General features: G+C 51.3%; 29 protein-coding genes and 1 tRNA gene. 14 read left to right on the top strand and 16 right to left on the bottom strand.

Going from position 1 to position 26092, the window contains the following annotated elements:
- The 5 genes from UL82_RS00930 to ssd are packed head-to-tail and all read right to left on the bottom strand — an operon-like array spanning position 1 to position 3647.
- The gene (locus tag UL82_RS00930; RefSeq protein WP_046438487.1) at positions 1-192 is read right to left on the bottom strand and encodes a DUF4244 domain-containing protein; all 192 of its coding nucleotides are present in this window, start codon (positions 190-192) and stop codon (positions 1-3) included.
- Between the two features lie 24 nt (positions 193-216).
- Entirely contained in the window at positions 217-762 is a 546-nt protein-coding gene (locus UL82_RS00925) for a type II secretion system F family protein (RefSeq protein ID WP_052735831.1), read from the bottom strand.
- Complete coding sequence (locus UL82_RS00920; RefSeq protein WP_052735830.1) at positions 759-1535, bottom strand: type II secretion system F family protein; 777 nt, start codon at positions 1533-1535, stop codon at positions 759-761. Before UL82_RS00920 ends, UL82_RS00925 begins: the two co-directional genes overlap by 4 nt.
- Positions 1532-2650, bottom strand: a complete 1119-nt coding sequence (locus UL82_RS00915) for a TadA family conjugal transfer-associated ATPase (protein ID WP_046438483.1) — start codon at positions 2648-2650, stop codon at positions 1532-1534. Before UL82_RS00915 ends, UL82_RS00920 begins: the two co-directional genes overlap by 4 nt.
- Positions 2640-3647 carry a septum site-determining protein Ssd gene (gene ssd, locus UL82_RS00910; RefSeq protein ID WP_046438482.1) on the bottom strand — a complete coding sequence of 336 codons (1008 nt, stop codon included), beginning with the start codon at positions 3645-3647 and terminating at the stop codon, positions 2640-2642. Before ssd ends, UL82_RS00915 begins: the two co-directional genes overlap by 11 nt.
- A 422-nt stretch (positions 3648-4069) precedes the next feature.
- Between ssd and UL82_RS00905 the strand changes: the two genes are divergently transcribed.
- Positions 4070-4885, top strand: a complete 816-nt coding sequence (locus tag UL82_RS00905; protein ID WP_046438480.1) for an HAD family hydrolase — start codon at positions 4070-4072, stop codon at positions 4883-4885.
- Here UL82_RS00905 and UL82_RS00900 read toward each other — a convergent pair.
- The gene (locus UL82_RS00900) at positions 4869-5519 is read right to left on the bottom strand and encodes a hypothetical protein (RefSeq protein WP_046438478.1); all 651 of its coding nucleotides are present in this window, start codon (positions 5517-5519) and stop codon (positions 4869-4871) included. The two genes, UL82_RS00905 and UL82_RS00900, sit on opposite strands and share 17 nt — an antisense overlap.
- Before the next feature lie 110 nt (positions 5520-5629).
- Here UL82_RS00900 and UL82_RS00895 point away from each other — a divergent pair, with 110 nt between their 5' ends.
- Positions 5630-6127 carry a phage holin family protein gene (locus UL82_RS00895; protein ID WP_046438477.1) on the top strand — a complete coding sequence of 166 codons (498 nt, stop codon included), beginning with the start codon at positions 5630-5632 and terminating at the stop codon, positions 6125-6127.
- Positions 6128-6164: 37 nt separating this feature from the next.
- Complete coding sequence (locus UL82_RS00890; RefSeq protein ID WP_046438475.1) at positions 6165-7007, top strand: alpha/beta fold hydrolase; 843 nt, start codon at positions 6165-6167, stop codon at positions 7005-7007.
- A gap of 1 nt (position 7008) precedes the next feature.
- Here the strand turns inward: UL82_RS00890 and UL82_RS00885 are convergent, their stop codons facing one another.
- The 4 genes from UL82_RS00885 to nth are packed head-to-tail and all read right to left on the bottom strand — an operon-like array spanning position 7009 to position 10142.
- Positions 7009-8205: a MarP family serine protease gene (locus tag UL82_RS00885; protein WP_046438473.1), complete on the bottom strand. Its 1197-nt coding sequence runs from the start codon at positions 8203-8205 to the stop codon at positions 7009-7011.
- A 35-nt stretch (positions 8206-8240) separates the two neighbouring features.
- Complete coding sequence (locus tag UL82_RS00880; RefSeq protein ID WP_052735828.1) at positions 8241-8891, bottom strand: NUDIX hydrolase; 651 nt, start codon at positions 8889-8891, stop codon at positions 8241-8243.
- A complete protein-coding gene (locus tag UL82_RS00875) occupies positions 8888-9427 on the bottom strand; it encodes a TlpA family protein disulfide reductase (RefSeq protein WP_046438470.1) in 540 nt (179 codons plus the stop codon). Before UL82_RS00875 ends, UL82_RS00880 begins: the two co-directional genes overlap by 4 nt.
- Positions 9420-10142: an endonuclease III gene (gene nth / locus UL82_RS00870; RefSeq protein WP_046438468.1), complete on the bottom strand. Its 723-nt coding sequence runs from the start codon at positions 10140-10142 to the stop codon at positions 9420-9422. Before nth ends, UL82_RS00875 begins: the two co-directional genes overlap by 8 nt.
- A 451-nt stretch (positions 10143-10593) precedes the next feature.
- Here nth and glxR point away from each other — a divergent pair, with 451 nt between their 5' ends.
- Positions 10594-11277 carry a CRP-like cAMP-activated global transcriptional regulator GlxR gene (gene glxR / locus UL82_RS00860; RefSeq protein WP_046438465.1) on the top strand — a complete coding sequence of 228 codons (684 nt, stop codon included), beginning with the start codon at positions 10594-10596 and terminating at the stop codon, positions 11275-11277.
- A gap of 202 nt (positions 11278-11479) precedes the next feature.
- Positions 11480-12745, top strand: coding sequence for an HNH endonuclease signature motif containing protein (locus tag UL82_RS00855; protein WP_046438464.1), 1266 nt, complete (start codon positions 11480-11482; stop codon positions 12743-12745).
- A 1-nt stretch (position 12746) separates the two neighbouring features.
- Here UL82_RS00855 and UL82_RS00850 read toward each other — a convergent pair whose 3' ends face one another.
- Genes UL82_RS00850 through UL82_RS00840 form a run of 4 tightly spaced genes read right to left on the bottom strand, consistent with a single transcriptional unit; the run spans position 12747 to position 14545 of the window.
- A complete protein-coding gene (locus tag UL82_RS00850; RefSeq protein ID WP_046438463.1) occupies positions 12747-13562 on the bottom strand; it encodes an MBL fold metallo-hydrolase in 816 nt (271 codons plus the stop codon).
- A gap of 10 nt (positions 13563-13572) precedes the next feature.
- Positions 13573-14028, bottom strand: coding sequence for a RidA family protein (locus tag UL82_RS00845; RefSeq protein ID WP_046438461.1), 456 nt, complete (start codon positions 14026-14028; stop codon positions 13573-13575).
- Positions 14029-14184, bottom strand: coding sequence for a DUF4177 domain-containing protein (locus UL82_RS10990; protein WP_126316398.1), 156 nt, complete (start codon positions 14182-14184; stop codon positions 14029-14031). It lies immediately after the preceding gene.
- A gap of 22 nt (positions 14185-14206) precedes the next feature.
- Positions 14207-14545 carry a WhiB family transcriptional regulator gene (locus UL82_RS00840; protein ID WP_046438459.1) on the bottom strand — a complete coding sequence of 113 codons (339 nt, stop codon included), beginning with the start codon at positions 14543-14545 and terminating at the stop codon, positions 14207-14209.
- 163 nt (positions 14546-14708) lie between these two features.
- On the opposite strand from UL82_RS00840, the gene UL82_RS00835 reads away from it, so the two are divergent.
- A complete protein-coding gene (locus tag UL82_RS00835) occupies positions 14709-17066 on the top strand; it encodes a transglycosylase domain-containing protein (RefSeq protein ID WP_046438457.1) in 2358 nt (785 codons plus the stop codon).
- Here the strand turns inward: UL82_RS00835 and UL82_RS00830 are convergent.
- Positions 17063-17506, bottom strand: coding sequence for a GatB/YqeY domain-containing protein (locus tag UL82_RS00830; RefSeq protein WP_046438455.1), 444 nt, complete (start codon positions 17504-17506; stop codon positions 17063-17065). The genes UL82_RS00835 and UL82_RS00830 overlap by 4 nt on opposite strands.
- Positions 17507-17528: 22 nt before the next feature.
- On the opposite strand from UL82_RS00830, the gene UL82_RS00825 reads away from it, so the two are divergent.
- Together UL82_RS00825 and UL82_RS00820 are read left to right on the top strand one after the other, a co-directional pair.
- On the top strand, positions 17529-18413 hold the full coding sequence (locus UL82_RS00825) for a metallophosphoesterase (RefSeq protein WP_046438453.1): 885 nt from the start codon (positions 17529-17531) through the stop codon (positions 18411-18413).
- Positions 18414-18493: 80 nt separating this feature from the next.
- Positions 18494-18570 (top strand) — tRNA-Pro (locus tag UL82_RS00820).
- Between the two features lie 90 nt (positions 18571-18660).
- Here the strand turns inward: UL82_RS00820 and UL82_RS00815 are convergent.
- Positions 18661-20004, bottom strand: coding sequence for a hypothetical protein (locus tag UL82_RS00815; protein WP_046438451.1), 1344 nt, complete (start codon positions 20002-20004; stop codon positions 18661-18663).
- A gap of 189 nt (positions 20005-20193) precedes the next feature.
- Here UL82_RS00815 and UL82_RS00810 point away from each other — a divergent pair, with 189 nt between their 5' ends.
- The 6 genes from UL82_RS00810 to UL82_RS00785 are packed head-to-tail and all read left to right on the top strand — an operon-like array spanning position 20194 to position 26072.
- Entirely contained in the window at positions 20194-23163 is a 2970-nt protein-coding gene (locus tag UL82_RS00810) for a DUF4040 family protein (protein WP_046438450.1), read from the top strand.
- Positions 23164-23592 carry a cation:proton antiporter subunit C gene (locus UL82_RS00805; protein ID WP_046438449.1) on the top strand — a complete coding sequence of 143 codons (429 nt, stop codon included), beginning with the start codon at positions 23164-23166 and terminating at the stop codon, positions 23590-23592. It abuts the gene before it with no gap.
- Complete coding sequence (locus UL82_RS00800) at positions 23592-25124, top strand: monovalent cation/H+ antiporter subunit D family protein (protein ID WP_046438447.1); 1533 nt, start codon at positions 23592-23594, stop codon at positions 25122-25124. The genes UL82_RS00805 and UL82_RS00800 overlap by 1 nt, the downstream gene beginning before the upstream one ends.
- A complete protein-coding gene (locus tag UL82_RS00795; RefSeq protein WP_046438445.1) occupies positions 25124-25510 on the top strand; it encodes a monovalent cation/H+ antiporter subunit E in 387 nt (128 codons plus the stop codon). The genes UL82_RS00800 and UL82_RS00795 overlap by 1 nt, the downstream gene beginning before the upstream one ends.
- Complete coding sequence (locus UL82_RS00790; protein ID WP_046438443.1) at positions 25510-25776, top strand: cation:proton antiporter; 267 nt, start codon at positions 25510-25512, stop codon at positions 25774-25776. The genes UL82_RS00795 and UL82_RS00790 overlap by 1 nt, the downstream gene beginning before the upstream one ends.
- A complete protein-coding gene (locus UL82_RS00785; protein WP_046438442.1) occupies positions 25776-26072 on the top strand; it encodes a Na+/H+ antiporter subunit G in 297 nt (98 codons plus the stop codon). Before UL82_RS00790 ends, UL82_RS00785 begins: the two co-directional genes overlap by 1 nt.
- The last annotated feature ends 20 nt before the right edge of the window (positions 26073-26092 follow it).

Genomic DNA, 26092 nt, shown 5'->3' with positions numbered 1-26092 from the left:
TTAGCCTGGTGTTTTGTTGAGTGCGTCGGTAACGATCCCTTCTAAAGCGTCGCGCACCCCTCCAGAAGAGACAACTAGGTACAAAGCACCGGCTAGGGCTGCTGCACCAAGTGCACCCATGGCGTATTCAATAGTTGTCATACCTTCATCACCAGCTAAGAGACGGCGAGTGTTATAAATCAAGGTATTCATGTGGTTACTCCTTTGTGTGAATTGTTAATGAAAAACGGTGGTGCCCAATGTGATAAGCACCGGGGCAAGTCCTAAGACAAAAAAGGCAGGAAGAAAACAGCAGGTCAGTGGCAGTGCGATAAGCACTCCGGCTTTTTCAGCACGTTCTACAGCGTGATCTTCTACTTGGGCACGCAGGGTATGTGCAATACGTTCAAAGCCACTGGCAAGTGCTGATCCAGAACGTAAAGAGTTACGTACTAATACCGCGATCTCTTCTAGTCCATCTACCTCGGCAAGTTCTTCCCAGGCACGTAGAGGGTGTACGCCCATGCTCAGCATGCGAGCAACGTGTGACCACTGCGACAGCGATGAGCTTTCTGCCACAATTGCAGTGGCATGAGTAATCGAAAGTCCAGCATGTACACAGGCAATAAAGAGGTCAAGATCACAAGCAAGTGCATTCGGGTCATAGTGCGGTGCCCGACGAGGCAAGGTTATCGGGCTAGCTCGTGCTGGCATGCCTAAGCGATATGAAATGTGAGAATCCCACAACCAAAGCGCTAATACCACCAATAATGTAGCGATCATGGCATAGCTCCGTTGATAATACGTTGCGACCATAAAAAACCAGCGCACATCAAACCCACCCCAATGATCAGCAATACTGACCCTAAACCGCTGGCTAGAAATACCAGCACATTAAGTCCCATAGCGCTTCCCATAAGAACGCCCACAAGCGGTAGAGCAGCCAAAATCAGTGCGCTAAGACGCGCGCCTTGTAATGCGGCTTTGGTTCGTGCATGGTGGCGAAGTTCGGCGTCGATACGCTTTTGAATCTGGGTGAGCAAACCCAGCTGGCTCATCCCATGCTGCTCCGCAATCAACCAACTACGCGCTAGTGGCTCAAGCTCAGGAAAATACCGTGCATAGGCATGCAATTCTTTGGCACCACTACTACCTGATCGGGCGCTTGTCGACGCCACTCGAACTGCTTTTGATAGCGTGGTATTTTTTAGCTCCGACGCGATATTTCCTAGCGCATGCGCCATATCATTTCCCGAATGCAACTCGCCAATAAGCAGACTTACCAGTTGAGCAATGGCATGTTGATGAGTCAGGCGCATTTTTGTTAGGCGTGTCTTATACACGCTATAGCCAATGGTTGCTGCCGCTAAACTAAACGCAACCAATACACCAATACTGTTGGTAATGCGTGGTAATGCAAGAGTAGTTGCACAATATAAAAGGATCACGCCACCAAAAATGAAGCCTAATCTGCAACGTGGTTGGGTAAGACCCAAGCGATGTGCCGGATGAAGATTAATAAGAAACGCCACGCTAAGTAGGATTAATGCCGTCATGAATCCACCTCAGCAGAATAAAGAATGTGTACCCTTATTGGGTTGCCACGCAGTTCTCCGATTTGGCTTAATCGCCGTCCGGAAGCGGTTTTCTTCATCACTAAAACCATTGGGGCAGCAGCGCATAATTGCGAATGCAGAGCATGGGTATCCAACCCACCCAAGGCTGCAAGAGCTTCTAAACGAGCAGGTACTTCTTCAATGGAATTCGCATGCACTGTTCCAGCACAACCATCATGACCAGTGTTGAGCGCTGCTAATAAATCCACAACTTCCACACCGCGAATTTCACCAACGACAATGCGGTCAGGACGCATTCGAAGTGATTGCTTCAGCAGATCAGCCATGGTGATCTCGCCTTTACCTTCAATATTATTACTGCGGGTAACCAAGGTAAGAAAATGCGGATGTTTCGGACGTAGTTCCGCAGTATCTTCAATACAAATAATGCGTTCGTGGTGGTCAACCTCTCGCAGCAATGCTCCCAAGAGCGTCGTTTTGCCACTTCCGGTACCACCAACCACAAGAAAATTACGCCGCCGTCGGATTAGTTTCTGTAGTTCTGCATACATTTCATCGTCGAAAGAACCACCCTGATAAAGCTGTTTGAGGCTGACAGATTTCTGGCGTAATACTCGCAGCGATAAGCACGTACCATTTTCCGAGGGAGGTGACAAAATCGCATGAATACGAATACTGGATCCATCATCACGGTAAAGCCGACCGTCAGCGAAGCTTTGAGCGTCGTCAAGCCTGCGCCCGGAAGCAACGAGTAATCGAGTAGCTAATCGACGCACATCCTGATCTTTTTCGAACCTTATGGAAGCTTTTTCCAATCCGTTCCCGCGATCAAACCAGGTTCCGTGCGTTCCATTAACGACGATATCCGTTACTCCCGGAAGCGCTAGCACCGACTCCAAAACACCAACACCTTGGGCGTCGTGGCGAATTTTTCGCAGTACTGACAACACATCTTGATCGCTAATCACACCGGCAACTTCTCTAATAAGCTGCACCGTTGCCCTATCAGTTACCTGTTCTCGACTTGAAATACGACGATGAACTTCCTCAGCGACCTCGTCGTACTTCACTGTTGCTGGATGCTTATGCTGCATTGTGAATCAGATCGCAAAGACTGCGAATTTCTTTAGAAGCAGCCGGCAAACCTGTATTTTCTACTGCCTTAACCAGACGCTTTTCATGCTTAATCACACCAAGAACCTCGTGGTCAATATAGTGCGCTACTTCTTGTTCACTTAGTCCTGCCCAACTACGGTTACGCACTAATACCACTGTTTCTACCCGTCGACTACGCAACACCTGGATAAGACGACTAGCAGCCGCAACAGGACGCAATTCAGCAGGAACAAGAACGATCGTAATATCACTAGCATCGGCTATTTCTTCTACATATTTCACCGGTGTATCAACAACAACGTTGCAATGCTCACGCAGGCAATTAATTGCTGCTAAAACTTGATCACAGCCCAGACCATGATCACCAGTGCGAGAAATTGTCAGCACGCGAGTTTGCTCGTGGTGAGGTAAAGCTTTTAGCAAATCTTCAGGGTTGATCCCGCCGCTAAGAAAATTAAGATCACCCCAGCGAACCCCTACGCGATCTTCAATTCCTAATAACAAATCAAGCCCACCGGAATAAGCATCAGCATCCAATAAAACTGCATTAGGAATCACTGTGCTTAACCAGGCCGCACACGTTGAACAGCCTGCCCCACCGGTAGCACTAACTACTACAATGACGCTGCCCTTGGTTCCCGTATGCTGTGGGTTTTCGCTTAGCGCTGCTAATAATTCTGGCGATTGAGCAGGAAGAATAAATGCCCCGTCGGCACGCATTGTTGCAACGAGTTTCCAGTCAATTTCTTCTGTTTCCGGATAGAGCAAAAAGATACGCGTGTTTATCGGTAAAGTCGCAGCGTGGGCTGCCGTTGTTGCATCAACTAGTAAGGCGGCAACTCGGTGCGCATGCCGAGTCATTTCACGTGGGTCGATCGAATCAATCACGTTATGCCCACTAGCAGCAATAATATGAGCTGCTTCCGGATGGATTATGGGATCGGTAATGGCCATGAAAATCGGGGCTTCTTTCATGGTTTTAGTGTGTTACGCATACCCAACTTTGCCTAGTAGCTAGACAAAATCTGTGGATAACTCGCAGTGAAATGTCCGATTGTTTTTGCCATTTCACAGATTTTATTCTCATGTGTCACATTAGCTACATAAGTCACAGTAGTTACATAATTTTATTCTTATAACGAAGGGGGTTTTCCACAATTTGTAGATATATCCACAAGCTTAAGTAGCGTCGAAACGCAAAAAACGGCGGCTCGCGTTACGGGGGGTGTAATAAAATCGCGAGCCGCCTTACCCGGCCACAGGGGGGGGGCGGGCCGGGGCCGGCCACACTGTATATCGGGGCCAAGCAAAATCATTATGACACACTTGCTTAGCACTCAACAAAGATTTTTTACATTTATTTCCCGCATTTTTGCCATCGACTACACTCATTTTCGATGTTTACTACCAAATCTGCACACCTACCCGCCCGGATCACACGCACGGCGGCGTTTTTCGATCTGGATAAAACCATCATTGCCACCAACTCTGCCTACGCTTACGGAAAAGAATTACTCAACTCCGGTTTAATCTCTCCAGCAACCGCACTAGAGATGTACCTCGCCAAAACCAGTTACATGTTTTCCGGACACTCCAGCGAGCAAATGGATGCCAGTCGCGACCAGCTCGCTGCCATGATTACCGGCTGGGATGTTCAGCAACTCACCACGCTCATCGAAAAAACTATGCACGATGTCGTCTGCCCCGCTATCTACGAAGAAGCACGCACACTCATCGGATCACATCTCGCTTCCGGGCACGACGTGGTTATTGTCTCAGCCTCCGCCCGCGAAATCGTCGAACCAATCGCCAAAGAACTCGGAGTAAAACAAGTAGTAGCCACAGATTTTGAAAAAAAAGACGGCAAATTTACCGGCACCATCCTGTTCTACTGCAAAGGCGCAGCAAAATCCGAAGCAATCCATGAATTAGCACAGCGCAACAACTACGATCTTGCACAATGCTTCGCATACTCCGACTCTATGACCGATCTACCGATGCTTCAAACCGTCGGAAAGCCCATAGCGGTCAACCCTGATCGCAGTTTACGCAAATACGCAACCGAAAACGGCTGGGAAATCAAAGTCTTCCGGAACCCAGTACCACTAATACCCATGCCTTCCGGAAAAGAAATCGGTATTTCCACCGGCGTTCTTGCCTTAGTTGCTGCGCTAACCCTCGGCGGCTCCTGGATTATTAAGCGCTACCGCTAGCCTGTCGCGCAATCGACTCCGCTTCTGCCACCCCGGAAAGAAACGCGCGCGCATGCAAAGCAAAAAACTCTTCCGGAAGGGTGAAATAGCTTTTCGACGCCGCCACGTATGCTTTTTCTTCACGCTTAAGCTGCGGTTCTGGCACCACTAGTCCGCGAGGATCAAATCCAGAGTTAATCGCGGCCAAACGCATTCCCACCCGAGCTACTGTGCCGCTGCGCGAACCAAACATCCTTCCGGAAAGGATTTCGGCATGCACAATCGCAGAAATAAATTTCTCACTACGCCGCGCCGCAATAATATCAGCAAGCTGGGTTAGCCGTGCTGTATCGCCTGTAGGACGCCCAGAGCCACCAGCAAGTACGTCAATGTGCGCAAAAACTTGCAGTGGAGCTCGCGCAAAAGTGCGAATTATTTCCGATATCGCTTCCGGGGCAAGAAGGCTATATGCACTAATCGACTCCTGTTCGCTCACACCGGCTTCCGGAAGGGAAACATTACTGCGCGCGCCTCTTAACGTCGCTTCTGAGCTAGTCAGCTCGACCTTGCGCAGGTTAACTGGACGACGGTGCACTGCGTTAATGGCTGCGCTGGCTTCGTCGAAAAGCGGGGTGAGGGCGTCGAAAAGCTCCATGGCAACCTATCTTACAAATTCACAACAATTTCAGCGGTTAAATAACCGATCCTATGCTTTTTCTGGCACGATAGAGGATACAAGTGAACTTTTCTTCTATGGAGGCACCCGTGAGCAAAAAAGATGGTCTGTTTACCGACAGCGCGGAAACATTCAGCGCAAAGGTGAACGCTATTCCGCTCAGCGACGTAGACACCACCAGCAGCAGCGATTCAATTGGCACACTCATTAGCAATGCCACTAGCCAAATGTCTTCGCTCGTGCGCGCAGAGGTCGAACTAGCCAAAACCGAGATCACCGCTGAGGTCAAGAAAGGCGCTATCGGCGGTGGACTATTTGGGGTTGCTGGCACCATCGCACTATACAGCTCCTTCTTCTTTTTCTTCTTCCTCGCCGAACTGCTCTCCACCTGGCTCGAACGCTGGGCAGCATTTCTCATTGTCTTCCTCGGCATGCTGGTACTCGCCGGACTCCTAGCACTATTCGGAGTAAAGAAAATCAAGAAACTTAGCCTGCCAACCAAAACCATGGCAAGCGTCGAAGAACTAAAAACACTCGTACCGGGACAAACCAACACTGCCCTCGAAAAACCCGGAATGTACACCTAAACTACACCGCCTCACTTTCAACAGTGGGGCATTTCTTATGAAGCACACACACAACCTCTCCCCCACAGTCGTCGCACTCGACGGACCTTTTACCCACCAAATGTTGCACACCCGCGGAGTACGACTGCACGCAGCAACCTCCGCTGCTACGCAAACCGATCTCATTATTCTGCTTCACGACGGCTACGGCGGCTGGTTCGACTACCGCCACTGCATTCACCGCCTCGCCCAACACGGCTTCCACGTCGCTGCCATTGATCTACGCGGCTACGGCATGAGCGACAAACCACCCACCGGCTACGAAATCCGCTACGCCACCGGCGATATTGCTGGCGCCATTCGCACACTCGGACATGAACGCGCCCACGTTTTCGGCGCCGGCGTCTCCGCCACCATTGCCTGGGTGCTCGCCACCAGCCACCCCGGTCACGTGCGCTCCATCGGCATTGTCGACGGTCTACACCCAGTAGAAATGCGCCGCGCACTAGCCTACCGCCCCTGGGAGCGAATCTCGCTTCCGGGAGCAGACCCCATCGAACGCGACCTGCGCGCTGCCACCACCACCGCATTCCAAGCAACAGAGCGTTTCGACGAAGAACTCCTGCTACGCCACAAAGCCTCCCAGATAACATCCGCTTCCGGGGCACGCGCAAAAACACTTAAGCTTTCCCTAGCACGCCCGCCAGTAAAATGGCTCAACCTTACTGTCGAAGTACCAGTACATATGCTTGTCGACGACTCGCCACGCAGTACCCGCATGCTTGCCCTCGCCCGGAAGCGAGCACGCAGTCAGCTCGTGGTAGAAAACGTTGACAGCATGCGCCCGCATCTTGAGTCTCCGGAAGCGTTTGCTGCTTCCGTAGCAGGTTTTATGGCCTAATTTAATGGTTTACGCACTCACCGGTGTCAACGATGGTATTCAATGCGGTGATATCGCCAATAGCAGCTCGGACTTCCTCAGCGGTAAGAACATAGCCAATGTCACTACTATCTACTGAGGCTCCGAATACAACACCGAGAACAGCGCCATCATTGTTGACCATTGGACCACCTGAATTCCCCTGACGGATAGTTCCACGAACTGTATAAGCTTCGCGCTCAACTCTTCCGGAAGCGTAAATATTAGGTCCAGAGATTGTAATGCGATCATTAATGCGTGCTGGAGCAGCTTCAAAAGGACCAGATTCTGGAAAGCCCATCACGATGGCATCATCGCCGGTTTCTGCCGGGCTGTCTGCCCAGTTAAGCGTCGGCAAGCCAAGACCATTGGCCTTTAGTACAGCAATATCAAGCTCGGCGTTATAGTAGACTACTTCAGCGTCGAAAAGCCCGGTGACTGTGTCTAAAGCAACGAGATTAGTGCCGGCAACAACATGCGCATTAGTAACTACATAATCGTCGGCAATAACAAAACCAGAGCCCATCAAACGACGATCACACCCCTGCGCCTCACCGAGGACATGAACTGCGCTCGGACGCAACTGTTCAACTAGCGCAGTATTAGCTACCTTGATCGCAGGTGCTTCAACCCGCACCGACGTGTTCCCGGAAAAGGGGCTCACTAGCGGAGGCAGCCCAGACTCGCTCAGCATCGCCGAAATTCTTGATGGCAGCGTATGAAGCATAGAAGGCGCGTAATTATCGGTAAAACTAAGTATCTTCGAATTACGAATCCCTACCGCTACCGGGGTCGATTGCAACGCCGTAGTAAGCGGGATCGCAACCAACCAAACCACAATCAGCGTCGCTAATGCCTGAAATACTGCCCCTACAGAAGAATCCACAAAAAGAAACGACTTTAATCGCATCCGTTCGCGTAACGACGCACCCAACACACCCCCGGTAAGGTTTCCTAGCCCAGCAAGCAAGATCACCACAGCCAGCGCCAATAAAAAACGCAGCGCGGTCGAATCAGTCCACGACATCACAAACGGCGCCGCCGCCGCGCCACAGATTAAACCAGCCAACACCCCAACTGCTGAAAGCACGGAAGCAAATGCACCCTGCCGCCACCCGGAAAGGATTGCCAAAATAAGCGCAATGCCGATAATCGTATCGACGACAGAACCAGCAGACACAGCTTAATGAGCCCTTTCTCTATCGTGGAATGCTCTTAGTGTTTTTCGTTATTGCGCGAATCACGCAAAACATCCATCAAATCGTAGCGTGTTCGGTGATCCCACGGTTCTTGCCATCCCGCTTGTTGAAAAAATGTGTCCAGCAGTCCACCGGTAAGCCCCCAGATAAGATAACCGTCGTAACGAAAAGCTGGCCCAGACCAATCATCGAAACCAACCAGAAGGCGATTAGTCGGGTCAAGCAAAGCATGCACATCAGCTAAAAAGACATCATCAGCTTCACCAGGATCAACCACCCCCACCACGCTAGGAGTATGCCAATAGGCCACAATAGGATGCACCGGGTCACGGTTAATTCGCACATTAACCTCATCAAGCTGCGCCAAGGGAGTGACTGTACGACGATCCAGGCCAGTCTCCTCCCAAGCTTCACGCAAAGCAGTATCCACTATATCGGTGTCTTCCGGGTCAACACGCCCTCCCGGAAAGGCTATCTGTCCAGAATGCGTGCGTAGCGACGGAGAACGATGAGTCAGCAAAACCCGAGCATCCCCCGGAAGCGATTGTGCATCACTGCTTCCGGAAAAAAGCATCAACACCGCCGACTCTCGCCCTGGCATTAGCCGGCGATTAATATGCTGAAGACGCTGATCATCAAAAAGACGTAACCATGGTGGTGTGCTCATACAATTGCTTCCAATACTGTGGTTTCTAGTTGGTCATAGGTGTCAAAAACACGTGGGATGAAGGTCACAACTTTCCCTTCCGGATCAACGATGATAGTGATGGGAACCACTGCAGGTAGTCCCAACATACCGGCAAAAGAGTTGTCATTATCTTGATAACTAGGCAGGTGCAGACCAAGATCGGTCAATAATGCGGCCGCCTGCGATGCTGAGGGATCCGCATGTACCCCCACCACATTAAGCTCTGGATGATGCTGTGCAAGTTCGTCGAAAAGCGGTAATTCAGCCCGGCAAGGCTGGCACCACCAGGCCCACAACGTAACAACAGAGTACTTCTTCCCGGAAGCGACTTTTTTTCCGCCAAGGCAATCCAAAGCGACTGCCGCTAGCGTCTCACCAGGGCAATCTGGACGATCAGCAATTTCTGTAGGCTGTGCCACGGTTTCATCAGTTGCTTTCGTAGGCAGAAGAAGCGCAGCAAATATTGCGAGAATAACGAGAAAGCCCAGCGTTGAAAAAAGAAGTGTTTTACGCATTTTTACCTGCTAGCGACAAAACGAAAGGGTCTTTAACCAAATCAGCCGCTTCCGGGGAGAGATCGCCAATGCCACGGCTTGGGCACAAATGTGAGATAAAACATGCCCCGCATGCTGGCTTCCGGGAGTGGCAGACGCGACGGCCGTGGAAAATGACTCGGTGGGAAAACATTGTCCATTGTGCTTTCTCGATTAGTTCGCTGATGTCGCGTTCAACTTTCACCGGATCCGTGTGTTCAGTAAGTTCAAATCGGCGCATAAGCCGGCCGAAATGGGTATCTACAGTCAGTCCCGGAAGACCAAAAGCATTGCCGCGAACTACGTGAGCAGTTTTGCGCCCTACCCCCGGAAGCGAAATCAGATCGTCAAGCGCTTCCGGAATCTCGCCACCAAAATCGCTCAACAGTTTCTGCCCCATCCCGATCAGGTGCTGTGCTTTCGCTTTATAAAATCCGGTTGGGCGAATTATTTCTTGCAGTTCTGCCTCATTTGCGCTGGCGTAGTCTGCAGCGGTTGGATAGCGCTGAAATAATGCCGGGGTTACTTGGTTAACGCGCACATCGGTGCATTGGGCAGAAAGAATCGTTGCAACGGTTAGCTCCAGCGGGTTGGTGAAATTGAGCTCGGCTCGCGCGGTGGGGTAGCCGCGGGCAAGCTCGCGATTAATTTTGCGTGCCCTACGTTTTCGTGCCAGCGGTGTCTCCTTGAAAGCCATGAGACTTAAGCATATTAGCTTGATCTGTTGACACGCCAACTATACTTCTTCTGTTATGAGCATTATTTCAGTTCTCGTTGTCCCGGTAGGCATTGCCGTTTTTCTTGGCTTCATGGACAAATTGGAGCAATATATTCTCGGGGACTAATTTCGGGGTCAACCTGATGCGTATTTCTGTACTCAGACCAAAATCCCTTCCATATGCAAACGATTGTAATTATATCCTTCAGAAATGCACTCAAGCACGCACAATAGCTTTTCGACGTAAAATACAAGGTTGACATATCCATAATCTATTTGCCCCCGATTCCCCCTTGAAATGATGCTTAAATAAAACCGGTGTTTTTGGGTGTCAATGTTAATTATTTCATAGTAAAGTGAGCTAAAAGACACTAAAGATGCATTTGGCTCACCCGTATGAGCCATCACCCCAGAAAGAGGAATACTCATCGTGGAAGCAGTGCACGACATCCTTTCCCGCGCCGGGATTTTTCAGGGCGTCGATCCCATCGCCGTCAATAATCTCATTCAAGACCTCGAAACGGTTCGGTTTCCACGCGGGGCTACCATCTTCGAGGAAGGCGAGCCTGGTGACCGTTTGTACATCATCACTTCTGGAAAAGTAAAGCTTGCCCGCCACTCCAACGATGGCCGAGAAAACCTACTAACCGTTATGGGCCCTTCAGATATGTTCGGCGAGCTATCTATCTTCGACCCAGGGCCACGTACCTCCTCAGCCGTCTGTGTAACTGAGGTTCACGCAGCTACTATGAACTCTGAAATGCTGCGTCATTGGATCAATACCCATCCGGAAATCTCAGAGCAGCTACTGCGTGTACTTGCTCGTCGCCTACGCCGCACCAATGCCTCACTGGCAGATCTCATCTTCACCGATGTTCCAGGCCGCGTAGCAAAGACACTACTGCAACTAGCTAACCGCTTTGGTTCTCAAGAAGGCGGGGCTTTGCGTGTTAATCACGATCTTACTCAAGAAGAAATTGCCCAGTTGGTCGGCGCTAGCCGGGAAACTGTAAATAAAGCGCTAGCAACCTTTGCGCATCGCGGATGGATTCGCCTCGAGGGTAAATCCGTACTTATTGTAGACACTGAGCACTTAGCAAAACGCGCTCGCTAGTTTATTAAATCCGCAGGCCGCCGGTATTTTACCGGTGGCCTTTTTCGTTCTTTAGCACATTTTTATTAAGAATAAAATAGAACATAACATTTTCGATAAAATCTGTGGAATTCTCATGTGAGAGATACCTCATTTCTCATAGTTTTCCACAGATTTCATAGCAGGTCTTGCAGAAAGACGAAAATCATTTTAACGTCAAGCTATGAATATTTTCGAACTTCTTACTTCTGTTTCCCGTCTGGGTATCGCACTTATCGTGGCTGTTCATACCAGCAAAAACTCCGCCGACGAGCTGTCAATGCGTTTTGGTAGTCCGCCGAAGGTTATTCGCGACTGGCAGAGATTAGGTAAATTTTTATTTAGTCCTACTACACCGAAGAAAACTGCCTCGGAAGCAGAACGGGAAGAATACCGTGCCGATTTGGAACGATTAATAAAAATCCGCGATATTGCACAACGTGATGAATTAAGCGTGGATAAGCTATGTACAATTTTCAAATACGTCAAACAACTGCGTACCGACGTCACCACAACCCGCACCCAACTGTTTCTAGAGCTAGTTACGCAAGCAAAACGTCTTAGCTGGACTGAACTTAATGCACAGGCTAAAGACCGCACACGTCAGCTCAATAAAAGCAGCTCTTTTCACCCAACGACGCGAGCAAATCTTTCTGCTGTCGATGGGGAAGGAAACCGATATCTGACCGCACGCTTCGTCGAAAAGCAATTTTCCGATATCGCTGAATACATAAATGTCCAAGTCAAAGCACAACAAACCCATCGAAGCGGGCGCACCGACAGCCACATCCGTGGAGATGTTATCCTCAAGATGCTGCGCGAGGGCATGACCCCGCTTCCGGAAGCGACTCCGAATAAATGCAATTGCACAAATATTTGCACCTGCTCAGACAACAACACCCTGCGTCAAAAAGGACTTGAGCCCTGCGCGATTATGTTCGCCAGTGAGCTCTTTAACGGTACTGAGCGCAAGGCTTTTAGCCTAACTGATGGGCGCACAATCTACGAGCGTATCGACGACAAACTCAGCAATCATGGCTGGGCAGTGGTCTACGACGATCTAACGCTACAACCCGAGGTCGCGGTACGAATCGAGCGACGCTGGTTCAATACCAAACACATCGCCATGGCATCCGCACACCAAATCCTGTGCGCCCACCCAGACTGCACCGAACAAGCGCGCTTCGGGCAAGGACATCATATTGTTGATTTTTCCCAAGGCGGGGCAACTACCATAGAGAATCTCGCCATGTTATGCCCGCGCCACCACCGTGAATGCACCACAAAACGCGCCCGTATCCAACGCAACAATCAAGGCGAATTGGAATGGGTATACTTCTCTTCCGGAAAAGCACGCGTCAACCACATGCCAGTTCGCCGACTTTCTGCCGGAGAATTAGTCAAACTCTACGCCGACAGTATCGCGCATCCAGTATATGCAGCCGCGTAAGTTACTGCTGTTGCGCTAAATAGCGCAATGCTACCCGAGTAGACTGTTCCGCAGCGCCACGAAGCACAGGATCGACATCGTCATATATTTCGTCGATAAGCTGTTTTAGCGGCATGTCCTGACCAAACTTTTGCTGTGCCGCACGAATCTGATCAAGACGTTGCTGACGCCGACGGATATACCACCGCGCGTAACTTGAAACGTCCTCGCCGTCGGGCCCATGCCCCGGAAGCAACTTTACGTTTTTGCCACGTTTCTCCAACAATTCAAGCGTATGCAAATAATCACCTAAATTACCGTCAGTTTCCGAGATCATAGTCGTATGCCGACCAGCAATCGTATCACCGGTAATAATCCCTTCCAGAGTGGATTCATGCGGACTACCCGACCACACAAAAAGACACACTGAATCTGCCGTATGCCCTGGAGTATGCACGACTTCAAGCTGCGGAGTGACCCCATCAACAGTGATGATCTGGCCGTCGAAAAGCGCTTCCGGGGTGGCAATACAGTAGGAAGGATCAAAAGCAGCAACAGGTGCACCAGTAAGCTGACGGAAGCGAGGTGCCCCGTCAGCATGATCATGGTGGCGATGAGTAAGAAGAATCAGGCCGACCTCGTGTGCTTTAGCATTCAGAACATTAAGATGCCCCTCATCGTCCGGGCCTGGATCAATCACGATACTATGTGAGTCCTCTGGGGCGCGCACCACCCACGAATTAGTCCCCTCCAATGACGCATACCCAGGATTCGGGCACAATACGACGCCAACAGAGGGGGTAACTGGACGCAGTAGGCTATAAGCAGGATGCTCCATAGCAGTTAGCTTAGCGAAGCTCGACGATAACCTCGACTTCTACTGGCGCATTGAGTGGAAGCTCGGCTACCCCCACAGCAGAACGTGCATGTTCCCCGGAAGCGCCGAATACTTCCGCCATAAGGTTAGATGCACCATTAATCACTGCCGGTTGGCCACCAAAGCCTTCCCCGGAAGCGACGAATCCAACAACTTTAAGCACCCGAGCAACATTATCGATCCCAACCAGCGCATCAATTGCAGCTAGCGCGTTTAACGCAGCCTGACGCGCATAATTTTGACCCGCTTCCGGGGAGACATCAACACCTAGCTTTCCGGTAGCAGGAAGCACGCCGTCAACAAACGGAAGCTGCCCAGATGTCCACACCTGGTTTCCAGTTTTGATTGCCGGAACGTATGCGGCCACGGGAGCGGCTACTGTAGGCAGCTCAATGCCTAGTTCGCGAAGTCTTTCCGATGGGCGCATTTACTGCACCTCACGCTTGAGATAAGCCACCACGTTTTCTGGGTTAGGGCCGGGGACGACGCTAACAAGTTCCCAGCCGTCTTCACCCCAGGAGTCGAGAATTTGTTTAGTGGCATGAGTGATTAAAGGCACAGTTGCATATTCCCATTTAGTCATGGAAATAAGGATACGTCACTGTCTAGAGAAGGTTGTAGATTTCTCCACCATTTTCTATGTAGTCTGCCCAACTTTTAATGTGTGGGTTGTTACGCAAAATGGCTCGACGCTGGCGTTCGGTAAGTCCTCCCCAGACACCGAATTCAACCTTGTTATCTAATGCATCGGCGCGGCATTGGTTGAGCACTGGACACTGGCGGCAAATCATTGCAGCACGACGTTGTGCCGCACCTTTAACAAAAAGTGCATCTGGATCACCATGGCGACAGTTTGCTTGACTAACCCAATCACCACATTCAACCGAAGACGCCAACGATACGTACGGGCTGTGCTGAGTCTCGTTAGCAATTGTTGTGGTCATGGATTTTCTCCTATGTTTCGCTAGTTGATAGAAGGTCGCGGCCGAATAAAGCTTTACGCATTTGTAAGTGTATTCACAAATGCCCCGTCTAGTCGAATGCATCACACTTTGTGGGGGTTTACCCCATTCCCCCTTCGTCGCAAAGCCAAGTAGGGTAAATGAGGTGACCGTCTGGAATTCTTTAACTAAGCTCGTTGCCGCTACTGCCGCTATTGGCGTAGCCGGTGCCATTGCAACCGCACCTGTGGCAGCTATTTCTGCCGTCGCCGTGGAACGAACCAACGACACTATGCAATCGAATTTGGAAGATCTCACCGTTGCCCAAACACCGGGAGTAACTACCATCACGGATAAAAACGACACGCCCATCGCATGGTTATACACACAGCGTCGTTACGAAATAACTAGTGAACAAATCTCCCAGACCATCAAAGATGCCATTGTCGCGATCGAGGATCGACGTTTCTATGAGCACAACGGCGTAGATATCCAAGGCAATTTACGCGCAATTGCCACCAACTTATTAGCCGGCGGGGTCGAACAGGGTGCCTCGACAATTGACCAGCAGTATGTAAAAAACTATCTCCTACTGGTGGCATCGGCAACCGAAGACGAACAGACTGCCGCCACCGAGACCTCGATCCCACGTAAGCTACGCGAAATGCGCATGGCCAGTGCTATCGACGCGCAACTTAGCAAAGACGAAATCCTTACCCGCTACCTCAATCTCATCCCCTTTGGCAATAACGCCTACGGTATCGAAGCAGCTGCACAAACTTATTTTGGTATCCCGGCAGCTGAACTCAATGTGCCACAATCAGCAATGCTGGCCGGTATTGTGCAGTCGTCGTCGTATCTAAACCCGTACACCAACCCGGAAGGGGTCACCGAGCGACGCAACACAGTGCTACAAGCAATGGTGGACGCCGGTGTTCTCGCCCCGGAAGCGGCAGCAAGTTTCTCACTAGAGCCTCTCGGTGTTCTCGAAACCCCAACTAACTTAGCCAACGGCTGTATCGCTTCCGGGGACAGTGGGTTTTTCTGCGACTATGTTCTGCGCTACCTCGACGAAAAAGGCCTAAGCACCGACCAGCTCACCCGTGGCAGCTACACGATTAAAACCACTTTGGATCCAGAAATTCAGGCCGTTGCGCATGAAGCCGCTTCCGGACAGGTAAACGGACAAACCAACGGTGTAGCCGAAGTCATGAATATTATCGCTCCTGGAAAGGACTCCCGAAACATTTTGGCGATGACTTCTTCGCGTAGCTACGGGCTTGATCTTGAAGCCGGCGAAACCGTCTTCCCACAAGCATCGTCGTTAGTTGGTAATGGTGCAGGCTCGATTTTCAAGATTTTCACCGCTGCTGTAGCCCTTGAACAGGGATATGGCCTGAACACCATGCTTAACGTGCCGGCGCGTTACGAGGCTGTGGGACTCGGTGAGGGCGGAGCCGCCAACTGTCCTGCAAACACCTATTGCGTGGAAAATTCGGGTTCCTACGCACCACAAATGACGCTACGTGACGCTCTCGCATACTCTCCCAACACTACTTTTGTGCAGCTTATTGAGCGAGTAGGCGTAGAGCCTGTGGTGGATCTTTCTGTGAAAATGGGACTACGTAGTTACGCACAGGAAGGAACTTTCGACGGCACCAGCTCCATTGCCAACTATGTCAAGGACCACAACTTAGGTTCCTATACTCTTGGCCCAACAGCGGTCAATGCTCTGGAATTATCCAATGTCGCAGCGACACTCGCTTCCGGGGGCGTGTGGTGTGAGCCAAATCCCGTCGATAAGGTCACTGATGCTTCCGGAAACGAGATTTATATCGAACGCCCGGCCTGCGAGCAAGCCCTCAGTGGCGAAATTGCTGATGCGCTAGTTAACGGCATGAGCGACGACTCGATCAAGGGAACCGCTACCGATGCGGCTCGCGCCTATGGTTGGAACTCACCATTAGCCGCCAAAACTGGCACCACCGAGTCTCACTATTCTTCTGCCTTTTTAGGCCTGAATGACAATTTTGCAGCCGCAACTTACATCTATAACGACGGCACCTCTAATTCACCACTGTGTACTGGCCCAGCTCGTCAATGCGGCTCCGGCACCATGTTTGGTGGCAATGAGCCTGCGCGAACCTGGTTCGCTGCTGCTTCTCGTCTCGGCGCAGCCCAAGGAGCGCTTCCGGGATATGATTTGAGTTTTGATCAGGGCGCAGGCGCTAGCTTGAGTTCTCGCTACGCTGGTCGACCAATTGCGGATGTGCGCAGAGAGCTTGAGGAACAGGGGTATTCAGTATTAACTCAATTAGCTCCCGGAAACGGAATTGCCCGCGACGATGTGGTGCGTGTCGAAGCCACGCTGCCACTTCGCCGGGGTTCGACGGTAACTGTTTATGTCTCTGATGGCACGACCACACGCCCCACACCACGAGAGGTTACTCGACCTGAGCCGCAAGCTAACGATATCCAAGACAATATCGAAAGCTTGCTTCAGCAGTTGCTCGGCGGGCGTTAGTTGCCCAGGGCTGCGCGCACGGCCGTCGATAGGCGTTTTCCGTCAACTCTTCCGGAAGCTTTTTCTTGGGCTAGCTTCATCACCTGGCCCATCGTGGCCTCGCCTGGTATGGCGGCGATCACCTCTGCAACCAGTGTGTTGAGGCTGTCGTCATCAAGCTGAGCGGGCTGGTAGGTCTCGAAGACGCTGGCTTCGAAAAGTTCTGCGTCGGCAAGCTCTTGGCGACCATTTGCAGCGTAGAGCTCAGCGGATTCACGACGCTTTTTGATCTCACGGGCAATGATTTTCAGTGTTGTGGCGTCATCGACATCATGTTTTGTACCATTGGTTTCTTCCTGCTGGATGGCTGCGAGCAGCATGCGCAAGGCGCCGGTACGTTGTTTATCGCGTGCTTTCATAGCAGCGGTCATATCTTCACGGATGGTTGCTTTTAAGGTCATAAAGTTGGAGTGTACTAGGGTTATGGAGGTGTCGATGTTCAAAACTGCCCTAGGGGTTACCGCCGCTACTACCGCCTACGCGGTCTATGAGACCACTCGCTTCCGGTTAAAGGAAGTCAGTGTGCCACTACTGGCAAAAGGTACACTACGCGCTAAAGAAAGCTTTAACATTTTGCATATTTCGGATCTGCATATGATCCCCAACCAGACCGCAAAGCAACAATGGGTCGCCGAACTGGATAAATTAAACCCAGATCTAGTGATTAACACCGGCGATAATCTTTCCGACGAAAAAGCCGTCCCTTATGTATTACAAGCGCTTAACCCGCTACTGCGCCGCCCTGGACTGTTTTGTTTTGGTACCAACGACTACTGGGCGCCGCGGATGGTCAACCCGCTGATCTACCTTACCGGAAAGAAACGTACGCCGTCACAGATTGATCTTCCCTGGCAGGGCATGCGAGCGGCTTTTATTGAACACGGCTGGCTTGATGCTAATCAAGCACGACATGAGTTCACTGCTGGCATTAAAATTGCAGCCGCCGGGGTGGACGATCCGCATCATGATCTCGACGATTACGACCAGATCGCAGGTCCTCCCAACCCGGAAGCGGATTTAGCTATTGCTTTGTCGCATTCTCCTGAACCGCGCGTGCTGCGTCGTTTTGCTGCCGACGGCTACGACATTTCCTTTTCCGGGCACACTCACGGCGGCCAAATCGCGCTTCCGGGAGAAAGAGCGATCGTGACCAACTGTGGAATTGATCCTAAACGCGCTTCCGGGTTGCATACCTTCGACGGCATGGCCATGCATGTTTCCAACGGCCTCGGCCAGTCCAAGTTCGCCCCGGTGCGTCTGTTTTGTCGGCCGTCTGCAACTCTGGTGCGTGTTACCGAGCGTCGCTAGCTTAACGCTGGCAAAACACTAGCTAGTTAGCTGCTTTTTTGCGCCAGCTTTCGCTGAGGAGTAAGTTCAATTTACGACCACGGGATATGGCGCAGCTTGGTAGCGCACCTCGTTCGGGACGAGGGGGTCGCAGGTTCAAATCCTGTTATCCCGACCATAAGCGAGTCTAGATTCTGCCTTTTAGCGCAGCGATCAGGCTCGCTTTTTACTTGCCTCAAAAGAGCTTTTCGACGCACAATCCTCGCGTCTATCTAACTCGCAGCACTACTCCCGCTGACACCGCACCTAATGCACCTAACACGCCAATCGCTAGCCAGAGCATGGCCATCGAGCCACCGTTGCCAAGTGTTGTTATCGCGGTAGTGGCATAATTCAAGGGTAATAGCCCTGCTAGTACCTGCCACAGCGTATCAACGCTCTGTGTTGCTGCACGCGTCCACACCCAACCAATAACGGCCACCTGTGCGATAGCCGCCACAACCACCCCCGGAAGCGACTTTTGTCCGAGAACGCGCACTGCCGCCTCAGTGCCAAGCGCCGTGACCACAGCGAGCAAAAGCCCTACCCCAGCGATTGCACTAGCTACGCCAACACCAACGCCGATACCAATCAGCGCCGCCAAAAAACCGGTCATAGCAGCAAGACACAAGCTAACAAGTATCACCACTCGCCCACGACGGCCAAGCACACCGAGCATTACTCCGGCAGCAATAAGGAAAGCATAAAGCGGGGCGAGAGTGCGTGTAACAGTCGCTTCCGGGGTACCAGCTTGCGCTCCCGGAAGCGCCCGTTGAATCCCAGCGATCTTCTCCTTATTGTTATGTGCCATCGTATTCAGCCGCTGCGCACCGGTATCTAGCTGGGTGACTCCGGCAATGGCCGCATCTACCCCGCCCGCGAGTTCATCTAGCCCGGAAGCGAGTTCTTGCGCGCCTTTGGTGGCGGTGTAGATGCCGTCGTGGTAGCCATAGCCAGCGACATCAAGCTGATTGGCTAATTCGCGGCTTCCGGTGCGTAGTCGTTCTAACTCGGTAATCGTGGCCGGGTCAAAGTGAAAATTTTCTACCTGTTGGCTAAAGCCATCAAGTTGTTCACGGAATTCGACGGTGTCTTTATCGGTAGCTCCGGCGATCTCGGCACGCACTTGATTAATGGCGGTCAGGATCTGTCCGCGCACGGCTTCTAACCCCACAAGCTGGCTCACCGCAGTGTCAATACCGTTGGCAATCTCGGTAGCACCATCGCCAAGTTGTCCGGTGCCGGCTTGTAATTGGATAAGTCCGTCGGCAAGCTGGCGAGCGCCGTCTCGTGCGCTCAGTGCGCCTGCTCCTAGTTCGTTTGCGCCGGATGTAAGTTGGTTGGTGCCGTCGACAAGCTGGCTGATACCGTCGACAAGAAAACCAGATTGAGTCGTTGCTTCACCAGTGGCACGACGTGCGTCGACAAGCTGGGCATCGTCGATTGCGGTGGGTGCGGCGGTGGCTTCCTGTGCGTTCCATGTTTCGGATAGGTCGTGGCCAGCAAAGTAGGCAGCACCAAAAAGCAATGGAGCGCTAAGCAAGGTAGCGGCGACGATGCGACGAGCATTCATAGTGCTTCACACTAACGCTCTTACGTTCCCTTTTGTCACAGGCGCACCGATGGTCATGCAGTTTTGCTTGCTGATAGAGTAAGACAGGTTCACTATTGCCCATCGAAAGTTTTTATCCAACCAACCTCTTTGTCTGTCTCTTTCCGGGGAGTGACGGGAGTGAAGAATTTTAATAGGTGTGAAGACTCTGTGACCTTACTCTATGTCATTGTGCTAGCTGTCCTTGCGCTGGCCAGCGCACCCTTGTTGGTCCGGATCTGTGATCGATTAGCAGGCTGGCTGCTAGCTGCTATTTTCCTTATCACTGCCGGAGTTCTCTTCCGGGATCTGCCCCCTGACGGTACCGCGCTAACCTACCGCGTTACCTGGATTCCCGATGTGCTGGGCGCCGGTGTCGACATTAATTTTGCCCTGCGTGCAGATGCTTTAAGTATTTTCTTCGCATTGCTCGCACTGTGCATTGGCGCAGTTGTGTTTGTTTATTCGGCAGCATATTTGCCTAAAAAACATGGCACCACCAGCTTTTATACCCTTATGACGGCGTTTATGGCCTCAATTTTGCTGTTGGTTTTTGCCGATGACGCCTTCGTGTTGTTTATCGCTTGGGAGCTGGTATCACTCGCGTCCTTTATGCTGATTGCTCGCTCGGGTGGCAAAGGTGGTGAGCAAGGCTCGCAGCGCACCTTGATCCTTACTTTTATTGGTGGGTTGTCTTTACTGGTGGCTTTAGCAGTTGCTTCTGCACACGCTGGGACAACCAGTATTTCTGGGATTTTGGCGGCTGATTTCTGGGCGCAGCAGCCCACATTAACTGCCACGCTTGCCGTGTTGATCGCGGTAGCTGCGTTTACCAAGTCTGCGCAGTTGCCATTTCATTTTTGGCTTCCGGAAGCGATGGCGGCTGCTACTCCTGTGTCAGCGTTCTTGCACGCGGCAGCTGTGGTCAAGGCGGGTATTTATGTTTTGCTGCGTTTTAGCGCGGTTTTTCATGATGTGCGTACGTGGAATCTACTGCTGATTGTTATCGGCATGTTCACTGCTGTGATGGCGGCTTTCTTTGCTATCCAAAAGACCGATTTAAAAAAGCTTACGGCGTATTCTACGGTCTCACATTTGGGCTGGATTGTGGCTACTATTGGCGTGGGTACTCCGGTGGCACTGGCTGCTGCTTTAACGCATACGCTTGCCCACGCCTTGTTTAAGTCCAGTTTGTTTATGCTTATTGGTGTTGTTGACCATCAAACTGGTACTCGTGAGGTGACTCGGTTAGGTAGTTCTTGGCGTCAACTACCGTTTACTTTTGCTTCTGTGGTGATTGCTGCTGCTTCTATGGCTGCCGTGCCGCCATTGTTTGGTTTTATCTCTAAAGAATCCCTGTTGGAAGCGTTCACTGAGGCACCGTTGTCTAGTGCTGGAGTGGTTTTATTGCTGCTTTCTGCTGGCATTGGCGCGCTTTTTACTTTTACTTATTCTGCTCGCATTGTCTTCGATGGTTTTATCGACGGTGAGCGTGATATGAGTGAAGTCAAGGAAGCAAAACTGCGCCTATGGTTGCCAGCTGCGCTTCCCGGTATGATGTCGGTGCCCATTGTGGCGTTTCTTTCGCTTTTCGACGATCCCATCAACGCAGCCGTTAGTACTATTTCCACTAATCCGCATTCCCACCTTGGCCTCTGGCATGGTCTCAGCGTGCCCTTTATGATCTCGGTGGCGGTATTGGTTCTTGGCACGCTAGGGGTGGTGGTGCGCCACCGGATTTGGGCTGCGCTTAGCGGTAAGAAGTTGGCGCCAATAAGTGGTAATACTGCGCTAAGAAACATCAATCAGGGGCTTTCGTCGATAGGCGCTTATCTAGGAAAGATGGCGGATTCGGTTGCCCCTACCAGGCATTTGGCCGCCATGTTCTTGCTGTTAATTATTTTTGGTTGCTTCTATCTTGTCCCTGGTCTTATTCATGGCGGTATTGACTCAGTAGCGTTAAGCCCACGGCTAGCAACCGATCGTTGGACAGACCTTGTGCCGCTGGCCATTATTACCATTGCGACTATTGGTGTGGTGCGCACTAGGCGTCGGCTCACGGCGGTGGTTTATATCGGCGCGGTTGGGGTAGGCGTGACCTTGCAGGTGCTTTTATTAGGTGCCCCAGATGTTGCTCTTACACAATTCATGGTGGAAGCCTTAGTCGTGGTCATTATGATGATGGTGGTTCGCCAGCAACCAAAGAATTTCCACCGGCCACGTCGTTCCCAACACGCCTTGGGCATTGCTCTTGGTGTAGGCGTGGGGGTATTTACTTTCCTTGCGGTGTGGGTTTTGCTCTCGCGTCACCAGCGCAGCGAGCTAGCTTTGTGGTATCTCCAGCAGGCTCCAGAGATTTCTGGTGGCGATAACGTCGTTAATACTATTTTGGTGGAGTTCCGTGGTTTCGATACCTTAGGTGAGCTCTCCGTATTAGGTATGGCAGCGATCGCAATTGCGGCAGTTATTACGTCCATGCCACGTTATCCTTTTGCCCCTGGTACCCATCCAGCACCTTTTGACCAGGCCACGCTTAATTCCATTCCGTTGCGCACGTTGCTGAAATTCCTCACCCCGATCCTTATTATGCTCTCGGTGATGATCTTCTGGCGCGGCCATAATTCCCCCGGTGGCGGTTTTATCGCTGCCCTGGTTGCTGCGGCAGCGATGATGCTGAGCTATTGTTCGCAACCACGCGACAAGCAGATTTTTCCGGTTCGCTTACCCATCTATCTCACCGGTGTGGGTATCTTAACTGCTGTGAGTGCCGGTTTACTTGGTTTGCTGCATGGTTCTTTTATGTACGCCATCCACGGACATTGGGCTGGTCAACACTGGACTACATCCATGATCTTCGATGTTGGTGTCTATTTGGCGGTGTTGGGCATGGTATCCATGGCGATTAATGCACTCGGCGGCTATCTACGTCCTGGTATGGATTACGCCGATCTCAACTATAACCGGCAGGATTCTCCACTTGCTTCACTGCCTAAGGTTGGCCATCTCGACGATTTCTCTAATCCCCGTGGTTCCTGTTCTGAGTACACAGACCAAAAATTACGTAACAAAGCCCGCAAGGCCAGTGCCATGCTTATCGACGACAGCAACCAACACATCACCGAGTCCGGAAAGGAGAAATAAATGATTCTTGCACTCATTATCGCAATTCTCGCTTCCGGGGGCGTGTACCTGGTTCTACAACGCGGGATGCTGCGCATTGTCATTGGTATGACCTTGATTAGTCATGCCACCAACCTGCTTATTCTCGCGATTGGTGTGCCCGCCTGGCGTGGCGAGCCGTTCCCTAGCCGGACCGCACTCAGCGACGCTGCTGATCCGATCCCTCAGGCCTTCGTACTGACTGCCATTGTGATCGCCATGGCAACCACAACGTATATGCTCACCCTGTCTGGTTTGGGCCGTTCCGATGACACCGAACCGGAAGAAGTTGCCGACGAAGATTCACCACTACAAACCCTGGGGCGTTCGACCACTAATGCCGAACTTGCCCAGGATGAGGCCTATACCGCTCGTCGTAACGCGTTAAAAAGCGAAACGGAGGCTAAGTAATGGATTATGTACTTCCCCTCTTTGTAGGTTTACCCCTTGCGACGGTAGCAATCGCCGCAATGGCTCCCTGGCGGTGGTTGCGAGATACGCTTGCACTGCTGACCCCGCTCGGCATTGTGATTGCGGGTTGTTTGCTGTTTGCTCAGGTCGCCCAGCATGGCACCATGGCGCATGCCATCGGACATTATGTTGGTGGCGTAGCGATTTCTTTTGCTGCTGATCCGTTTGCTGCGATCATGATTATCACCACCGCACTCGTAGCACTCTGCGCAAACTGGTTTGCCATTGTGGTGGGCGAAACCCGCTCTCGGTTTTATCCTTCACTTTCGCTTATGCTGCTCACCGGTGTTATGGGCGCGCTGCTTACTGCTGATCTCTTTAACTTCTTCGTCTTTATGGAGGTCATGCTGCTACCAAGTTATGCCCTCGTTGCAATGACCGGCACCTGGGCAAGATTAAGCGCTGGGCGTACCTTCGTGCTGGTCAATTTGGCCACCTCAACCCTGCTGCTGATCGGTGTCGCACTACTTTATGGTGTTGCTGGGGCAGTAAATATTGCTGCTCTTGCTGGAGCAGCGCGCGGTCATGGTTCCATCACCGTAGCAATGGGGGTCATTGTGGTAGCTCTGGTGATCAAAGCCGGTATTTTCCCGGTGCATACGTGGCTACCGCGTAGTTATCCGGCAACATCGGCCTCGGTCATGGGACTATTTTCTGCCCTGCATACCAAGGTTGCGGTATATATGCTGATGCGTATTTATGTCGTTATTTTCGATCTTGATTCCCGCTGGATGTGGCTGATTATCACCATCTGCGTGATCTCTATGATCGTGGGCGCTTTTGGTGGTTTGGGTGAGAAATCTATGCGCCAAATTCTTGCCTACCAAATGATTAATGGCATGCCCATGATTCTGGTGGTACTAGCTTTTACCCAGCGCAACCCTCAAGCTCTCATCGCTTCCGGAATCTTCTATGCACTACATCACATGATTACCCTTGGGTCACTCATTCTTACCTCTGGTGCAGTAGAAGAAACCTATGGCACCGACAAAATTAAGAAGCTATCCGGTATTGCTAGGCGCGATCCATTAGTGGCGGCAGTATTTGCTTCCGGGGCGTTTTCGGTAGTGGGCTTCCCGCCGTTTTCTGGCCTGTGGGGCAAAGTGTTTTTAATTCTTAGCATCGCTAGCGCAGATGCCTGGCAATCTTGGCTAGTAATCGCGGTGATTATCACTGCTAGCTTCGGTGCTTTCTTAGCCATGTTGCGGTTGTGGCGCAAGGTGTATTGGGGGGCTCCGATGCGTCACCTTCCGGAAACGCTTCGGGTTCCGTTTTCCCGGCTGGCTCCTGGTGCGGTGATGATCGTGATGTCTTTGTCTATGTTCATTTTCGCCGGACAGCTCTACCAGGCCACCAACCAAGCCGCTTCTGGTTTACTCGATGTCACTGGCTATCAGCAGGCGGTTCTTTATCAAGGCGAGCAACCTCCGGTAGCGGTTGTTACTGGTGATAATTTACAAGGAGGCCGCTAATGCATGCACTGATCTATATTGTGTGGCTTATTGGCCAGGTGATTATGGCCGCCTGGACGCTTTTTAAAGATACCGTTACCGGAAGCAAAAATATTGATCCTTGCGTTGTGCACTATCCACTGCGAATCCACAGTGATTTTCTTATCACTGCCTTCGCTGCTTCCATTACTGCAACACCGGGCACTTTGTCATTAACGCTGCATTCTCATAATGAACAGCGCTTCTTATATGTTCATGCGGTTGCTGGTGCCGATCCACAAGCGGTGGTTAAGGATTTAGCACATATGGAAGAGATGCTGAGCCCAAGGGTAAAAGATATTCCGCTTGATTGGTCTGCTGTGAGTGTCGAAAAGCCTGCTCCGGCACCGAAATGGGAGGATAACTGATGTTTGAGATTGTCACTCTTATTGGTATGGCAACTATGGCTGTTGGTATTCTGGCGACGATTATTTTAATGTTTCGCACTCCAGAGCAACTAACCCGCGCAGTTATTTCCGATATGGTGTTTTATTGCATGATCGGCTTTTATCTGCTGTGGGCGCTGCACAATGATACCCAAATCAACTATGAAATTGCATTGCTTGCCGCGCTTGTTGGTGGCGTATTGCCAACAATGAGTAATGCTCGCATTATTTCGAAGGGGCGCCGATAATGCTTTACGACGTTGCAGCGAGCCTGCTTATCATTGTGGCCAGCATGTTCACCCTAGCGACAATTATTGCGCTTTATCGCGCTCCCGATGCCTTGACCCGGGCAAACCTTATGGGTAATACCACCTCAGTAGCGCTACCGCTGATTCTTATCGCCAGCCTGATTAACGATATTGGTCAGGGTGATTTTTCGGTCGGGAATCTTATCCGGGTGGTGCTTACTATTGCCGGACTGCTCGTTATTTTGGCTATCGGAAGTTTTATTATGGGGCGCTCACTCTACGAAACCGAAGAATAAAAAAAATCCTGTTTGCTGAG

The sequence above is a fragment of the Corynebacterium kutscheri genome (genome assembly GCF_000980835.1).
In the GTDB taxonomy this organism is placed as follows: domain Bacteria; phylum Actinomycetota; class Actinomycetes; order Mycobacteriales; family Mycobacteriaceae; genus Corynebacterium; species Corynebacterium kutscheri.
The sequence above is the reverse complement of the archived record's forward strand: the minus strand, read 5'-3'. Positions and strand labels throughout refer to the sequence as shown.

What these genes read in the sequence shown, in the direction of transcription:
- UL82_RS00930 (WP_046438487.1), bottom strand. Translation starts at nt 192, where the DNA reads ATGAATACCTTGATTTATAACACTCGCCGTCTCTTAGCTGGTGATGAA.
- UL82_RS00925 (WP_052735831.1), bottom strand. Translation starts at nt 762, where the DNA reads ATGATCGCTACATTATTGGTGGTATTAGCGCTTTGGTTGTGGGATTCT.
- UL82_RS00920 (WP_052735830.1), bottom strand. Translation starts at nt 1,535, where the DNA reads ATGACGGCATTAATCCTACTTAGCGTGGCGTTTCTTATTAATCTTCAT.
- UL82_RS00915 (WP_046438483.1), bottom strand. Translation starts at nt 2,650, where the DNA reads ATGCAGCATAAGCATCCAGCAACAGTGAAGTACGACGAGGTCGCTGAG.
- ssd (WP_046438482.1), bottom strand. Translation starts at nt 3,647, where the DNA reads ATGAAAGAAGCCCCGATTTTCATGGCCATTACCGATCCCATAATCCAT.
- UL82_RS00905 (WP_046438480.1), top strand. Translation starts at nt 4,070, where the DNA reads ATGTTTACTACCAAATCTGCACACCTACCCGCCCGGATCACACGCACG.
- UL82_RS00900 (WP_046438478.1), bottom strand. Translation starts at nt 5,519, where the DNA reads ATGGAGCTTTTCGACGCCCTCACCCCGCTTTTCGACGAAGCCAGCGCA.
- UL82_RS00890 (WP_046438475.1), top strand. Translation starts at nt 6,165, where the DNA reads ATGAAGCACACACACAACCTCTCCCCCACAGTCGTCGCACTCGACGGA.
- UL82_RS00880 (WP_052735828.1), bottom strand. Translation starts at nt 8,891, where the DNA reads ATGAGCACACCACCATGGTTACGTCTTTTTGATGATCAGCGTCTTCAG.
- UL82_RS00875 (WP_046438470.1), bottom strand. Translation starts at nt 9,427, where the DNA reads ATGCGTAAAACACTTCTTTTTTCAACGCTGGGCTTTCTCGTTATTCTC.
- nth (WP_046438468.1), bottom strand. Translation starts at nt 10,142, where the DNA reads ATGGCTTTCAAGGAGACACCGCTGGCACGAAAACGTAGGGCACGCAAA.
- UL82_RS00855 (WP_046438464.1), top strand. Translation starts at nt 11,480, where the DNA reads ATGAATATTTTCGAACTTCTTACTTCTGTTTCCCGTCTGGGTATCGCA.
- UL82_RS00850 (WP_046438463.1), bottom strand. Translation starts at nt 13,562, where the DNA reads ATGGAGCATCCTGCTTATAGCCTACTGCGTCCAGTTACCCCCTCTGTT.
- UL82_RS00845 (WP_046438461.1), bottom strand. Translation starts at nt 14,028, where the DNA reads ATGCGCCCATCGGAAAGACTTCGCGAACTAGGCATTGAGCTGCCTACA.
- UL82_RS10990 (WP_126316398.1), bottom strand. Translation starts at nt 14,184, where the DNA reads ATGACTAAATGGGAATATGCAACTGTGCCTTTAATCACTCATGCCACT.
- UL82_RS00840 (WP_046438459.1), bottom strand. Translation starts at nt 14,545, where the DNA reads ATGACCACAACAATTGCTAACGAGACTCAGCACAGCCCGTACGTATCG.
- UL82_RS00830 (WP_046438455.1), bottom strand. Translation starts at nt 17,506, where the DNA reads ATGACCTTAAAAGCAACCATCCGTGAAGATATGACCGCTGCTATGAAA.
- UL82_RS00825 (WP_046438453.1), top strand. Translation starts at nt 17,529, where the DNA reads ATGGAGGTGTCGATGTTCAAAACTGCCCTAGGGGTTACCGCCGCTACT.
- UL82_RS00815 (WP_046438451.1), bottom strand. Translation starts at nt 20,004, where the DNA reads ATGAATGCTCGTCGCATCGTCGCCGCTACCTTGCTTAGCGCTCCATTG.
- UL82_RS00805 (WP_046438449.1), top strand. Translation starts at nt 23,164, where the DNA reads ATGATTCTTGCACTCATTATCGCAATTCTCGCTTCCGGGGGCGTGTAC.
- UL82_RS00800 (WP_046438447.1), top strand. Translation starts at nt 23,592, where the DNA reads ATGGATTATGTACTTCCCCTCTTTGTAGGTTTACCCCTTGCGACGGTA.
- UL82_RS00795 (WP_046438445.1), top strand. Translation starts at nt 25,124, where the DNA reads ATGCATGCACTGATCTATATTGTGTGGCTTATTGGCCAGGTGATTATG.
- UL82_RS00790 (WP_046438443.1), top strand. Translation starts at nt 25,510, where the DNA reads ATGTTTGAGATTGTCACTCTTATTGGTATGGCAACTATGGCTGTTGGT.
- UL82_RS00785 (WP_046438442.1), top strand. Translation starts at nt 25,776, where the DNA reads ATGCTTTACGACGTTGCAGCGAGCCTGCTTATCATTGTGGCCAGCATG.